Raw genomic sequence first — 14773 nt, 5'->3', positions numbered from 1 at the left:
AAGACTAAACCCTCAGATTTTACCTATCGTCACCTTGATGCGCATAATGTATATTATGTTAAATTGAATGCATTGGTTTAAGACTTCATATCTTTCAATGGCATCACAATAAATCAGTTGGTTATCTTTCATGGTCCCTCTCTCTAATATGAAGGGTTACCAACGGGCGAATCGGATGATTTTTGTAGATTGGTGTTTACCGCCGGGTCGCTCTTATCGCTCCAGTTCTTTTCTGTTGTTATGTTCATAGTGTATTTACCCTATCTCGTTCATACTCATCAAGTTCGATACTCTTGGCCGTCAACCGCTGTAGATCGTGTTATGTGAAAAGTCATAGCCAATCCCTTTGGGATTTTTTGCTGAATTCTGATCAATAATGAGTGCGACTCTGAATGTCTAAAGACATTGACTCAAATTCGAATAATAAGAGAATGTTTCTTTGCCAAGCAACTACCAGAAAAAATCGGAGAATATCATCGCCTGTTCTCATCATTTTCACCCTGCCACTAAAGTTATACCATTGGGTGCACTATTTGCTTGTGCTCTTATACTTGCCAGTTGTTCCTCTGAACCGCCGAGATCTCTAGTCACCCCGCTACCTCCGGCGGCTAAATCTCAGCAGAGTCACGAACCGGTGCGCGGTGTCTGGCTGGCAACCGTTTCCCGCCTCGACTGGCCACCGGTGACGTCAGTCAATCTCAACAATTCTGCCACTCGCATCAGCCAGCAACAGAAAGCGCTGACCGATAAGTTGGATAAGTTAAAAAGTCTTGGTATCAACACGGTCTTCTTCCAGGTTAAACCTGATGGCTCTGCGCTTTGGGCATCAAAAATTTTGCCATGGTCAGATGTCATGACGGGTAATATTGGTGAGGATCCTGGATACGATCCGCTGCAATTTATGCTGGATGAAGCACACAGTCGTGGCATGAAAGTCCATGCTTGGTTTAATCCCTATAGAGTATCTGTTAATACTAAGCCAGCTACTGTTACAGAACTGAACAGTACATTATCGCTGCATCCGGCTAGCGTATTTGTGCTACATCGCGATTGGATCCGCACAGCAAACGAGCGCTTTGTCCTTGACCCTGGTATTCCTGAAGTAAGGGACTGGATCACCAGTATCGTGGCCGAAGTTGTTGCACATTATCCTATTGACGGTGTGCAATTTGATGATTACTTCTACGCCGAGTCACCGGATTCAGCCCTGAACGACAACCAGACGTTCAAAAAATATGGTCAATCATTTGAATCAAAAGCAGACTGGAGACGGCACAACACACTACAACTTATTCAACAAGTTTCGCACACTATTAAGCAGTTGAAACCTAACGTTGAATTTGGCGTCAGTCCTTCTGGCGTCTGGCGTAATCGTTCACACGATCCGGCAGGTTCCGACACGCTAGGAGCAGCGGCATATGATGAAGCTTATGCAGATACCCGCCTCTGGGTGCAACAAGGGTTACTGGATTACATTGCCCCGCAGCTTTATTGGCCCTTCTCACGTAAAGTGGCCCGTTATGATGTGCTAGCCAAATGGTGGGTCAGCGTGGTGAAACCTACCAAAACACGCCTCTATATTGGTATTGCGCTGTACAAAGTGGGTGAACCTTCAAAGAATGAGCCAGAATGGTCTAACAATGGGGGCGTACCAGAGCTGAAAAAACAGCTTGATTGGAACGAGTCAGTGCCACAAATCAACGGGACTATTCTGTTCAGAGAGAACAACCTCAACCAACCACAAACCCAAGAAGCAGTCAGTTATATTAGAAGCCGCTGGGGTAGCTAATACATAATTTATGCAATTATTTGGCCCAGCCTTTGTATTCCTGCCACGATTTCTGCAGGTGAATGAGCTGCAAAGCCTAATAAAATAGCGTGGCCTGCTGAGTTTGTTTGGCAATAACGGGAAAGGGGTTGTGCTCCTAACCCTATTTTACGGCATTTATCGATAATATCCTGCTCTTTTAAAATATCGGGTAACCAACAGACAATGTGAATACCTGAATCAGAGGGTTCAATCCTAAAATTATTTGGCAGATACTGTTGGATGGCTTCCGTTATTATTTTTTTACGTTCGTAGCAGGCTTTTCTGACCCGTCTGACATGGCGGGCATAATGACCATCAGCAATAAACATGGCAAGAGTGGCTTGTTCTAAATAAGATGTGCGCGTATCCGCATAGTATTTGGCGAGCTTAAATGACTCAATGAGATTGCTCGGTATAACAAGGAAACCTAAGCGAAATTCGGGGAACATCATTTTTGAAAAGGTTCCAGCATAAATCACTCGCTGTTGCTTATCCAACCCCTGAAGAGCTTGTATCGGCGGAGCTGTATATCGGAATTCACTATTATAGTCATCTTCAAAAACCCACGTTTTATTTTCAGCCGCCCAGTCAAGTAAAGCCATTCTTCTTGATAAACTCAACGTTCCACCCAGAGGAAATTGATGTGAAGGCGAGGTGAAAATCATTTTTGCATTTGGCCAACGCCTGATGCCATAGGAAATATCCATACCGTCTTTATCACTGATTACAGGGCATATTTTAGCACCCATGGCAGTAAATGCCCCTAAAGCACCATCATATCCCGGCTCATCTAACCAAACCTCATCACCCTTTTGCAGCAGAACTTGTGCTGCTAAATTTATCGCTTGTTGTGTTCCATTCACAATAAGTATTTGGTCTTCAGTACAATTTAAACCACGCGTTGTTCGAACATAGTCAGATATTGCTACCCTTAATGGCTGAAATCCTAAAGGCTCGTTTAATTGTCCAATCTGCTTACGAAACTGCCGCCACGCGCGCCCTAATAACCGCCCCCAAAGTTCATGGGGAAATAAATCGGTACACCCTATTCCAATACTAAATATTCGACTTTGTCCTGAGTAAGGTAAAGATTTATCCCAAATTGATGACATTAATTTCATCTGCGGATTAATATTCAGCTCGATATTTTTATCATCAACACGTTGGTGTTGAGCAGTGGTTTGTATATGAATCATTTCATCAGGAATAATGGATGAAACATAAGTACCCGCGCCCTTCTTTGTAATGAGATAGCCTTCATCAATCAAGCGATCAAAACCAGAAATAACAGAATTCCGAGAAATCGACATCATTTCAGAAAGCGTTCTGCTGGACGGGAGTTTAGTTCCCGATTTTAATTGCCCATTAAGTATCAATTCTTTTAGAGCCAGATGAAACTGCTCTTTAATTACGCCTTTCTTAAGCAATAAACTGGGGAAGTTGGCATCGTTCTTTTTCATTATAAAAGTGGATCCATGAAAAATGAAGAAAGTGTACCTTATGTAAGACCACTATAAAAACTATGATTCAATCTCTAAACGATTTTATTTTTACCTATGAATACAAGAGGTTGATATGATTGATAATATCCACACTATCTCCGTGAGCCCAGTACAAGCAGATGAGTACGCTAAATGGCTACCCTATTGGTTAGACTACCAGCAATTTTATAACGTTGAGTTGCCGGAAGAGACAACGCTTGTAACATGGAAGCGTTTCTTTGACGCAGAGATCCCGATGTATTGTGCAGTTGCGCGAGAAGGTTCGAAAATTCTTGGCTTCGTTCACTATGTTTTTCACGGTTCAACTTGGGCTATCAATGATTTTTGTTACTTAGAAGACCTGTTTGTTGCTCCTGCATCTCGAGGGAAACATATTGGTAAGCAGCTTATTGAATATGTGAAACAGCAAGCTGAGGAACGCCAATGTGCCCGATTATACTGGCATACTCAGGAGAGTAATTTGACGGCTCAGAAATTGTATAATTGGATTGCCGAGAAGCCCGGAGTCATTGAATATAGGCTGCCCATTTGAATAGCAAATACTGAACATTTCAACCTTATATAATTGATGTAATAACAGATAGCCAAGTGGAATTTAAAGCATCGAACGGGTTAATCGTCGATGCTTTTCTTTACCTTTAATAATTCACTACCTTGCTTCTTCTTTCCATCAACATAACATCCCGCCACACACCTCTCATCTCGCCGACTTTTTCCCTGATGCCTATCACGCGAAAGCCCGACTTTTCATGCAGCCTGATACTGCCTGTATTTTCAGGGAAAATACCTGCAATCAGTGTCCAGATACCCACCGCTTCAGACGCATTAATCACATGGGACATCAATCTATAACCAATGCCCTGACCACTGATCTGTGGATTCACGTAAATGCTCACTTCAGCGACACCGCGATAAGCGTGACGTTTAGAAAAAGCAGATAATGCAATCCAACCTTCAATTTTACCGTCTATGAGCGCGACATAGCGGCACTGATCCATATGGCTGTCGTTCCAATCATGCCAGCTCGGCGATTCGGTTTGAAAGGTAGCATGACCGGTATGAATTCCATCTTGATAAATAGTACTGACTGCAAACCAATCGTTTTCAGCCATTTCACGAACATGCACTTCCCTCATTGGCTATCCTCGGTGGGTTATTTATTATCCTAAGTGCCATACACAAAAAGGAGCACTCAGTGCTCCCTTCTGGCGTTATCTGGTTATTTTTCTATGCGTTTGCCCTGTTCATCTATCACGGGTTCGCCATCTTCCTTGTTGAACGAGCCTCGTTGCGCATCGGGCAAAATCTCTAACACCACCTCAGAAGGTCGACACAATCTGGTACCTAGCGAAGTGACAACTATCGGGCGGTTGATCAGGATAGGATGCTGCAACATAAAATCAATTAGTTGGTCATCGCTGAAAGTCCCTTCAGCCAACCCTAATTGCTCATAAGGCTCGACATTTTTACGTAACAACGCCCGCACCGTGATCCCCATATCCGCGATCAGTTTGACTAATACCTCGCGACTTGGTGGTGTTTCCAGATACTGGATCACCGTGGGTTCTGTGCCACTGTTGCGGATTAACTCCAGCGTGTTACGCGATGTACCACAGGCTGGATTATGATAAATAGTTACATTGCTCATCTGGATGATCTCTCGTTAAAATCCCAGCAACCGTTGCCTGCTGAGATTGTTATTAAGCCTTGTTTGTTAACAGTTGCTACAGAGGTACTGATAACCGTAGCGCTAACGCTGCCAGCGTGACCAACAGCACCGGTATTGTCATGACAATGCCCACCCGGAAGTAATAGCCCCAGGTAATGGTCATATTTTTTTGCGACAGAACATGCAACCACAATAAGGTCGCCAGACTGCCTATCGGGGTAATTTTCGGCCCCAAATCGCTGCCGATGACGTTAGCATAAATCATCGCCTGTTTAATCACGCCAGTGGCAGAGCTGCCATCAATTGACAACGCCCCCACTAACACGGTCGGCATATTGTTCATGATGGAAGACAGGAACGCCGTCAAGAATCCGGTGCCGAGCGTAGCCACCCACAACCCCTGCTCACCCAGTTGATTTAGCAAGGCAGAAAGATAGTGGGTCAGCCCCGCATTACGCAGGCCATAAACCACCAGGTACATACCCAGTGAGAAGATAACAATTTGCCATGGCGCACCGCGTAGCACTTTACCGGTGTTAATAACATGGCCTTTCTTCGCTACGACAAACAGAATCAGCGCCCCAACAGCGGCAACCAGGCTAACAGGTACACCGAGCGGCTCCAGACCAAAAAAGCCGACTAACAGTAGCACCAGAACCAACCATCCGGTCTTAAAGGTGTTTACATCACGGATCGCTTCTTTCGGCATTTTCAACAGCGACAGATCGTAAACAACCGGTATATCTTTGCGAAAAAATAGATGTAACATGACCAGCGTTGACGCAATCGCCGCCAGGTTAACCGGCACCATCACTGCGGCATATTCAGTGAATCCAAGGTTAAAGAAATCTGCCGAGACAATATTCACCAGATTAGAAACGATAAGCGGCAAACTGGCCGTATCAGCAATAAATCCGGCCGCCATCACGAAAGCCAATGTCGCGCCACGGCTAAAGCCCAGCGCCAATAGCATCGCAATTACAATCGGTGTCAGGATAAGTGCGGCACCATCATTAGCGAACAGTGCCGCCACTGCCGCACCTAATAAGATGATGTAAGTAAACAGTAAACGACCACGACCATTGCCCCACCTTGCCACATGTAGTGCGGCCCATTCAAAGAACCCCGACTCATCCAATAACAGACTGATGATGATCACCGCAATAAAGGCCGCTGTCGCATTCCAGACAATCTGCCACACCACCGAAATATCGCCGATGTGAACCACCCCACTCAGTAACGCCAGCCCCGCACCGAGCATGGCACTCCAACCAATTCCCAGCCCTCTGGGTTGCCAGATGACCAATACAATTGTCAAAACAAAAATAGCGCCTGCCAACAACATATCGCCCCCGAAAGGCAAGAGTTCCCTCCTGCCTTGTAAATGTTTATACGTTATATGTCACCGGCCAGATGGCTCAAACGAGCAATGCCAATAGGCTCTTCTTCTTGCAACGGAATGAGTGCCAAGCGTGCAGACAATATGTCTCGTACTTTTTTTATTTGCTCAACTTCATGCGCTGCACGTAATTGTAACAGGGGTGATGAAGTAGCCGCTGCGGCCAGGCTGTTGTTGATGAGCCATGCCCAGGGTTCAATCCCTGCCCGACGTAAATCTTCTTGCAGAATTGCTGCTTCTAACACCGGTGTTGTTTCAGGCAACGTCACCAATAATACTTTGGTACGTTTTTCATCCTGCAACTGCATCATTGGCGTCAGATAATGCCCATTGTCCCCCATCCGTTTTTCCACCTCACGGTGATACGCGCCAGTGGCATCCAGCAGTAATAATGTATGGCCAGTCGGCGCAGTATCCATCACCACAAATCGTTTACCCGCTTCACGGATCACGCGAGAAAAAGCCTGAAAGACCGCAATCTCCTCGGTACAGGGGGAACGGAGATCCTCTTCCAATAACGCTTTGCCCTGCGCATCCAGACTCTTGCCTTTAGTGGACAACACATGCCGACGATAACGTTCCGTCTCAGCGAGGGGGTCTATTCTACTGACTGTCAGATTATTGAGTTGCCCATTCAAAGTATTTTCAATATGGGCTGCGGGATCAGACGTGGTCAGGTGGACATCCAGCCCTTTTTCAGCCAGTTTTACTGCAATTGACGCCGCCAATGTGGTTTTACCTACGCCACCTTTCCCCATCAGCATCACCAAACCATGTTGGTCAGCGGCGATCTCTTCTACCAAAGAGGACAGCGTGGGTAATTTGGGTAATACCTCGGCCATGGGATTATCTGAGATTGAATGTTGGGTCTCGTTTTTCAACAGAAGTTGGCGCAGCGCATCCGTTCCTACCATATTCACGGATTGCAGCATCAAATCATCGCGGGGTAATCCAGTGAGAACCTCGGGGAGCTCACTCAGGGCCTGCTGCTCACGCAGATATAATGCGCGAGCCAGCGTATCTACCTGAGCTTCAGCTTCGGGCAATATCCCGTTTATCACCAAATACTGATTGCGTAAGCCAACCGCTGCCAGTTCGTAGTGGGTTCTGGCAACCTCGGATAGTGCAGATTTTTGCGCCCTGGCAACTAATATCAGGCGGGTTCTTTCCGCATCTGATAAAGCCTGTAATGCATGGGTATAACGATCACGTTGTTTCTCTAAACCTGCTAATGGCCCAAGACACGAGGAGCCCTCTGGGTTGCTGTCGATGAAGCTGCTCCAGGCTCCGGGGAGTTGCAACAAACGGATGGTGTGCCCAGTGGGAGCCGTATCGAAAATGACATGGTCAAAATCGTCAAGCACCGAGGCGTCAGTTAGCAAGCTGGTAAACTCATCAAATGCCGCTATCTCCGTGGTGCAAGCCCCCGACAGTTGTTCTTCAATACTGCGAACAACGGCTTCAGGCAGGCGCCCTCTCACCGGATCAACAATACGAGCGCGGTAAAGCTGAGCCGCCACTTGTGGATCAATTTCTAGCGCAAAAAGCCCCGGTACAACTGCGATTGCAGTAATGGTATTCCCGATAGTCTGATTAAACACCTGGCCGACGTTTGAGGCCGGATCGGTACTGACCAACAGCACACGCTTGCCTGCATCTGCTAACGTGATGGCGCTGGCACAAGAAATGGATGTTTTACCAACGCCACCTTTCCCGGTAAAAAAGAGAAAAACGGGGGGTTGTTGTAAGAATTTCATCACTCACCTCCACTCATTGATTAACAGCAGGACGTATTACCATCACTGCAACTTTTCGCTGTGATGCTGGTAATTTCTGGTGGAAGCTTACACCAACGAGCCAGGTCAGCCCGCGTAGGGTAACGCCCTGCCATCACCAACTCGCCATCAAGCAAAATTAGCGGCAAACCTTCAACACCCGAGTTTTCCAGGAAATTTTTAACTTGAGTATTGTCGATAAAGGCCATGGGTTGCTGGGAGAGGTTGTAACGGGTAACGCTGATACCCCGCTTTTTAAGCCAGTCAACATCAGCGGAAAATGTTACCAAGGCTTGGTCAACCTCGGTGCCGCATACGCCGGTACTGCAACATAATGCCGGATCATAAACTGAGAGAGTTTTCATCGATTCCTTCCTGTGGTTAATCAATCCGCCTCTTCAGTCAAATATGAAAAAACAGATATGATTGAGTAAATTTTTTAATTCATCAGAGACAAATTGCCTTACCGCTCGGCGCTACATTAGTGCTCACCAACAGAACGATTTTATCGCGTTGGCTGAGATAGGCCTGCTCAATCACGGTTGCCGCCCAGGCAGGAATATGAGGTGACAGACGATAGTGAATCCACTTCCCTGCACGGCGATCCAGCAAAAGTCCAGATTCTCTCAACATTGCCAGATGTCTGGATATCTTGGGTTGAGACTCATTCAAGGTGTCACAAAGTTCACAAACGCACAACTCGCCAGACTCTCGCAATAGCAAGATGATATTCAGACGAGTTTCGTCGGATAGATTTTTGAAAAGCTGCAATGGCGTGAGTGTGATCATAAGATTTCCAAGACTGAATACTGTGGTTATCTTAGGATTCTTGGCGTCAAAGTCAACCATATATTCGATTTTCCATATCTGTTTCATCATCACCCGATTACAATCTCTGGTCTTCGCGGGCGATCGAACCCAATAGCATCAACCCACGCTGATGGCTCATCCAGTGCAAGTGCACTTCTGGCGGTGTTGAATGGTATGGCCCCTATCGGTTCATCTGGTGTAGATGATAAGAAAGTCACTTTTATGGTGTGAAATGGGTCATTCTAATGAGATAAATCCTATTCATCTGGAACAATTTGAAACCGTTGTTTAGTATGTCGCTATCCTGTCTACGCTATCAGCAAATCCGATACTTATGAAAAAACTCATTAAACGGCTGGAGATCATTAAAAGTGCTATTGAGCTTGAAGATGAGGATATTATCCGACAACAACTTCCTTATCTTAAAAGCGAATCTCAGGACGCCGTGCTGGCTTTTATTGCCATAGAAATTGAACAAGGGAAATTTACGCATGCGCTAGACGCCATTGCAGCATGGCTGGCGAGTAAACAAGCCGTCACCCAATGGCAAGATCTTGAATTGGCCGCCTGTAAAATGGAGCTGAAAGCACTGGAGGAGCAGTTACGCGAGTTAATCGATAAACGTAACGAGCGGGTTCAGTTGTTGGACGACTTTAACGATCTCTATCTGGTGCGCCTTGGCCCGCTAATGAATCGGATCTTACATTTACGCAAACAGTTGGCGGAATGTACCCTGCGTAAAGCGCAGGCAGAAGCCCGACGCAGGGAACGTGATTATCGCAACTGCCAGCAGTATATATCTCAAGCCATTGATGAACTTGCCGCGTTAAAACAGCGCTGGTTAGCGCTCTCCGTTATTTCGAGTGAAACCATAGAGATACGGCAGCAGATTCAGCAACAAACGGACTTAATCGCCGCGTTGCTGGCGGAAATCAAAGAGCTGGAAAAGGATTTCTGCACCCGCAATACCGAGTCAACCCATAAAGCCCGAGAAGAAGCAAAAGAGAAGTACGAGAGCTATCAGGAACAGCAAAAAGATGCCGAACGGCGACACAGTAATGAGCAAAAACTCTCTGCTGATCAGCGTCAGGAACTAAAACGCCTGTGGCGGCAAGCCAGTCGGCTCTGCCATCCAGATTTAGTCGCGGATGAGTTTAAAGAGAAAGCACATCAACTGATGGTTCAGCTCAATCAAGCCCGCCAACGGGGTGATTTCCCCGCGATTAATGCATTGCTCGAGAGTTTAAAACGTGGGTTCGAACCACTGATGGCGAGCGACTGTATTGATGACCTTGAACGGTTGCGCAGAAAGATTAAGCAGGTCAGAGATCAAATTGATGCGATGTTGCGTGAACTGGAAGCATTGGAGGATGAAGACTCCTGGCAACTTGTTACCTCTCTGTCCGATAAAGATCACTGGTTCAAAGAACAGGAAAACGTATTATCCAAGACCCTCAAGCTGCTGGAGCGGCAGGTTGCAGAAGCATCCAAGGTGTTGTATGAAGTTTAAGTGACCTCATTCTTACCGGTAATGATTCCCTTACGCCCTTTTGGCCTACGGTTACCGGCCCATGCCTGCCGCTTAACAACAAATATTATCCCTGTTATCTTTTATTATTGATGCATAATCACTATGAGTATTATTAAGTTCGTATTCATTCTCAAATAAGGTAATCAATGATGAAAGATAACGAATACCAGCCTCCAAAGGTCTGGACGGAAAATAATGAAAGTGGCGGTGTATGGTCCAAAATCAACCGCCCAACAGCAGGTGCACGTCATGAAGCGACCCTGCCGGTTGGCAAACATCCGTTACAGCTTTACTCCATGGCGACACCCAACGGTCAGAAGGTCACTATTCTGCTGGAAGAGTTGCTGGCTCTGGGCGAGAAAGGCGCAGAGTACGATGCCCACTTGATTCGGATAAGTGAAGGCGACCAGTTCTCCAGTGGTTTTGTCGCCGTGAATCCTAATTCAAAAATCCCCGCGCTGATGGACCACTCCACCCCGACTCCCGTGAGAGTTTTTGAGTCCGGGGCTATTTTGCTTTATCTGGCGGATAAGTTCGGCCATTTCCTGCCAAAAGATCACGCACAGAGAACGGAAGCCCTGAACTGGTTATTTTGGTTACAGGGCGCGGCACCTTATTTAGGCGGAGGTTTTGGTCATTTTTATCATTATGCCCCGGTAAAAATCGAATACGCGATTGACCGTTTCACAATGGAAGCTAAGCGCCAGCTCGATTTGCTCAATACTCAGCTCAAAACACATGAGTATATTGCCGGTGATGAATATTCGATTGCAGATATCGCCATCTGGCCTTGGTATGGCAATTTAGTTTTAGGCTTGCAGTATGAAGCTGGGGAATTCCTGGATGTGAAATCCTATACCCACTTGATACGTTGGACGGAGAAGATTGCGCAGCGGCCAGCCGTGCAACGGGGGCGTATTGTCAATCGCACTTGGGGAGAGCCCAATGAGCAGTTGCCTGAGCGCCACGATGCATCAGATTTCGATCACTTATAGGTCATAAGCGATAAAGTAAATTCGACTAGAAAAGGCGATAAACTCGGTTTACGCCTTTTCTCACTCAAGTGAATATCGCTAGTGCGCCCCATTAAAATGCCGAACTCACTGCATTAGACGGCGGCCCCTATCGTTTGATGCCGAGCCGTTTGGCAAGACGATGGAGGTTACCTGCGTCAAGGTTTAGCGCACGAGCACATGCTGACCAATTCATCTCATTCGCCTGAAGAACCTGCGTTATAACCTGCCGCTGAAAATCACGGGTCGCCGCTTGTAGGTCTACAGGTGTGGTGCGTTGATCCTCGCTAGCGGCTATCGGTGACACACCGGGTATGACAGTGACCGTAATATTAAATAAATCAGCATGAAGTTGCGGAGATTCTGTCGCCGGTTGTGAGGCGCGCGCCAGTACCGCAGCACGATAAATAGCATGTTCCAATTCACGCACATTTCCGGGCCACCGGTAATTCTCTAGCAGGGTGAGTGTGGTTGCCGGGATGCCCAACTGCTGCAGCCCCAGTTTCTTTCTTATCCGCTCTACAAAAAATCCGGCTAACAGGACAATATCCCCTTTCCGTTCCCGTAACGGTGGAACATGTAATGGGAACACACTCAAACGGTGAAACAGATCAACGCGAAAGCGCCCTTCTATAACCGCTTGTTTAAGGTCACAATTGGTAGCAGCAATAATACGAACATTCACCCGCTTGGTACTGTCGTCACCGACACGTTGCAAGTCGCCATACTGAATAACACGGAGTAATTTGGCCTGAAGTACCAAAGAAAGCTCGCCAATCTCATCGAGAAATAGCGTGCCATTGTCGGCAATTTCAAACTTACCGGTTCGGTCATGTATTGCACCAGTAAAAGCCCCCTTCACATGACCAAATAATTCGCTCTCCGCCACATTCTCAGGCAAGGCGGCACAGTTTAAATAGATCAATGCCTTAGTAGCGCGCGGTGATAAATGATGAATTGCCTGAGCAACCAACTCTTTACCGACCCCCGTCTCCCCAGTGATTAGCACATTCAGTTCTGAACCCGCTACCACGCCTATCTCATGTTTTAGTTGCAGTATCAACGGCGACAGGCCAATCATCTCGTCTTCCGAGCTAGAGGTGGCTTGTTTTTGGATGCTTAATGAACTAACCGTAGGGAGCGCTTGCTTCTCCAACACGTCGACTAAAAGTGCATTATTCAATGCCGAGGCCGCTAATACACCAATCAGTTTAAGCTCTTCATCACTGAATCCATCAAATTGCAGCGGGTTCATACTGTCAAAAGTTAATGCACCAATAAGTGTCTGATCAGCAAACAAGGGCAGACCAATGCAGGCATGGACTTTAAGCTCATCATGCCCTGGGATCAGACCGTCATAGGGGTCAGGGAGATGGCTGTCAGTCGGGAAACGGACCACATTCCCTGCGCGGGCAATAGCCTCTAATCGTGGATGGGATGACAACGAAAAACGCCGCCCCAATACATCAGGAGATAAACCGTCAATAGCCAATGGCCGGAACAATTGATATTCATAACGCAAAAGTGCCGAGGCATCGCATTGCAGTAATTGCCGCAAGCTACTGACTAACGTCTGAAAACGATCTTGCCCTGATAAGCCGCCCTGTAGCTCAATGGCTATTTTGGCCAGTGACTGAATGGATAAACTCATATTTTGTCATTCCGACATAGTGTTAGTCATTATGACAATGGCACATTAATGTCATAATGACTAATCTTAATTTTTATCTGATTAAAATCAATATCATAAATCATGGCACGCCATTTGCTCTCTAAGATGAGGTAAATCATTTATTTTAGTTGAGGAACGGTTCATGGCGATTCAAGTTAAGAATAATATCAAATGGGTTGGGCAACGTGATTGGGAAGTGCGCGATTTCCATGGAACTGAGTACAAAACCCTGAAAGGGACCAGTTACAACAGCTATTTAATCTGCGAAGAAAAGAACATTTTGATCGATACTGTCGATCAGAAATTTGATCGAGATTTTGTTGCCAATTTAGAACAAGAGATCGACTTAAATGCGCTCGACTATATTGTTATCAACCATGCAGAAGAAGACCATGCCGGTGCATTAACCGAGTTAATGGCCCGTATCCCCAATACTCCGATTTATTGCACCGCCAATGCTATCGACTCAATCAACGGACATCATCATCATCCTGAATGGAATTTCATTACGGTTAAAACAGGCGATACCTTGGATATTGGCAACGGTAAGCAATTAATCTTTGTTGAAACACCGATGCTGCATTGGCCTGACAGCATGATGACTTACATCACGGGGGATGCCGTGTTGTTCAGTAATGATGCTTTCGGTCAGCACTACTGTGATGAGCATCTGTTTAATGATGAAGTCGATCAGACCGAACTTTATGAACAGTGCGCTCGCTATTATGCCAACATTTTGACCCCTTTCAGCCGCTTGGTAACACCCAAAATCAATGAAATTCTTGGTTTCAATCTGCCAGTTTCAATGATTGCCACCTCCCATGGCGTGGTATGGCGCGATAATCCAACCCAAATTGTTACGCAATATCTGGCCTGGGCGGCAGATTATCAAGAAGACCGGGTAACCATTTTCTATGACACCATGTCAAATAATACCCGAATGATGGCCGATGCTATTGCTCAGGGTATTCACGATACCGACCCCGGCGTGGCGGTGAAGATCTACAACATTGCCCGCCACGACAAAAATGAAATCCTCACTCAGGTCTTCCGTTCTAAAGGTGTTTTGGTAGGTTCTTCCACCATGAACAACGTCATGATGCCAAAAATCGCGGGGATGCTCGAAGAACTAGCTGGATTACGTTTCCGTAACAAAAAAGCTGCGGCATTTGGCAGCTTTGGCTGGACTGGCGGTGCGGTTGACCGCATTCAAACTCGCCTGATGGATGCCGGGTTTGATATCTCCCTCTCCTTAAAAATGAAATGGCGGCCTGATACTGATGCTTTAGCAGAGTGTCGTGAACATGGGCGTAAAATTGCCCGCGAATGGGCACTCCACCCATTGGAGACCCCCCATTCCTCTGAGGTTGACGATGCTATCGCCCTCACTCAAGAAAAGGCCCGCGCCGAGAAACAAAATCTGGGTATTTCAATGCAATGCAGTGTTTGCCAGTGGATATATGATCCGGCACTGGGTGAGCCTCTTCAAGAGGTTAAGCCGGGAACGTGCTGGGAAAATGTACCCGATTTCTTCCTCTGCCCAGAGTGTGGGTTGGGCAAATCTGTTTTCGATCCACTGTAATGGAGCATGT

At 46.5% G+C, this 14773-nt stretch carries 13 protein-coding genes; 5 read left to right on the top strand and 8 right to left on the bottom strand.

The annotated features are described in order from the left end of the window. Positions 1-475: 475 nt before the first annotated feature. Positions 476-1789 carry a glycoside hydrolase family 10-like protein gene (locus EL015_RS10715; protein ID WP_071984977.1) on the top strand — a complete coding sequence of 438 codons (1314 nt, stop codon included), beginning with the start codon at positions 476-478 and terminating at the stop codon, positions 1787-1789. Between the two features lie 8 nt (positions 1790-1797). Here the strand turns inward: EL015_RS10715 and pdxR are convergent, their stop codons facing one another. After that, a complete protein-coding gene (pdxR, locus tag EL015_RS10710; protein ID WP_005184181.1) occupies positions 1798-3270 on the bottom strand; it encodes a MocR-like pyridoxine biosynthesis transcription factor PdxR in 1473 nt (490 codons plus the stop codon). Positions 3271-3385: 115 nt separating this feature from the next. On the opposite strand from pdxR, the gene EL015_RS10705 reads away from it, so the two are divergent. After that, a complete protein-coding gene (locus tag EL015_RS10705; RefSeq protein WP_005184184.1) occupies positions 3386-3844 on the top strand; it encodes a GNAT family N-acetyltransferase in 459 nt (152 codons plus the stop codon). Positions 3845-3950: 106 nt separating this feature from the next. Here the strand turns inward: EL015_RS10705 and EL015_RS10700 are convergent, their stop codons facing one another. The 6 genes from EL015_RS10700 to EL015_RS10675 all read right to left on the bottom strand — a co-directional run bounded on the left by EL015_RS10700 (position 3951) and on the right by EL015_RS10675 (position 8944). After that, a complete protein-coding gene (locus EL015_RS10700) occupies positions 3951-4448 on the bottom strand; it encodes a GNAT family N-acetyltransferase (RefSeq protein WP_032906050.1) in 498 nt (165 codons plus the stop codon). A gap of 83 nt (positions 4449-4531) precedes the next feature. Beyond that, positions 4532-4960 (bottom strand): glutaredoxin-dependent arsenate reductase, encoded by a 429-nt coding sequence (gene arsC, locus EL015_RS10695; protein WP_005184189.1) that lies wholly within the window; start codon positions 4958-4960, stop codon positions 4532-4534. Between the two features lie 76 nt (positions 4961-5036). Continuing rightward, complete coding sequence (locus tag EL015_RS10690) at positions 5037-6326, bottom strand: arsenic transporter (protein WP_005184191.1); 1290 nt, start codon at positions 6324-6326, stop codon at positions 5037-5039. A gap of 50 nt (positions 6327-6376) precedes the next feature. Next, on the bottom strand, positions 6377-8137 hold the full coding sequence (arsA, locus tag EL015_RS10685) for an arsenical pump-driving ATPase (protein ID WP_050088279.1): 1761 nt from the start codon (positions 8135-8137) through the stop codon (positions 6377-6379). A 20-nt stretch (positions 8138-8157) separates the two neighbouring features. Then, a complete protein-coding gene (arsD, locus tag EL015_RS10680) occupies positions 8158-8520 on the bottom strand; it encodes an arsenite efflux transporter metallochaperone ArsD (protein WP_005184198.1) in 363 nt (120 codons plus the stop codon). An 82-nt stretch (positions 8521-8602) separates the two neighbouring features. Next, entirely contained in the window at positions 8603-8944 is a 342-nt protein-coding gene (locus tag EL015_RS10675; RefSeq protein WP_071984978.1) for a metalloregulator ArsR/SmtB family transcription factor, read from the bottom strand. A gap of 355 nt (positions 8945-9299) precedes the next feature. Here EL015_RS10675 and EL015_RS10670 point away from each other — a divergent pair, with 355 nt between their 5' ends. Both EL015_RS10670 and yghU read left to right on the top strand, forming a co-directional pair. Then, complete coding sequence (locus EL015_RS10670) at positions 9300-10475, top strand: coiled-coil domain-containing protein (RefSeq protein WP_005184203.1); 1176 nt, start codon at positions 9300-9302, stop codon at positions 10473-10475. Between the two features lie 170 nt (positions 10476-10645). Further along, complete coding sequence (yghU, locus tag EL015_RS10665) at positions 10646-11491, top strand: glutathione-dependent disulfide-bond oxidoreductase (RefSeq protein ID WP_032906052.1); 846 nt, start codon at positions 10646-10648, stop codon at positions 11489-11491. Between the two features lie 127 nt (positions 11492-11618). Here the strand turns inward: yghU and norR are convergent, their stop codons facing one another. Next, positions 11619-13160 carry a nitric oxide reductase transcriptional regulator NorR gene (gene norR / locus EL015_RS10660; RefSeq protein ID WP_005184213.1) on the bottom strand — a complete coding sequence of 514 codons (1542 nt, stop codon included), beginning with the start codon at positions 13158-13160 and terminating at the stop codon, positions 11619-11621. Positions 13161-13323: 163 nt separating this feature from the next. Between norR and norV the strand changes: the two genes are divergently transcribed. Continuing rightward, entirely contained in the window at positions 13324-14763 is a 1440-nt protein-coding gene (gene norV, locus EL015_RS10655) for an anaerobic nitric oxide reductase flavorubredoxin (protein WP_005184231.1), read from the top strand. Positions 14764-14773 lie beyond the last annotated feature (10 nt).

This window comes from Yersinia intermedia, from assembly GCF_900635455.1.
GTDB classification, from domain to species: domain Bacteria; phylum Pseudomonadota; class Gammaproteobacteria; order Enterobacterales; family Enterobacteriaceae; genus Yersinia; species Yersinia intermedia.
Note: the sequence above shows the minus strand (reverse complement) of the source record. Positions and strands in the feature narration are given on the sequence as shown.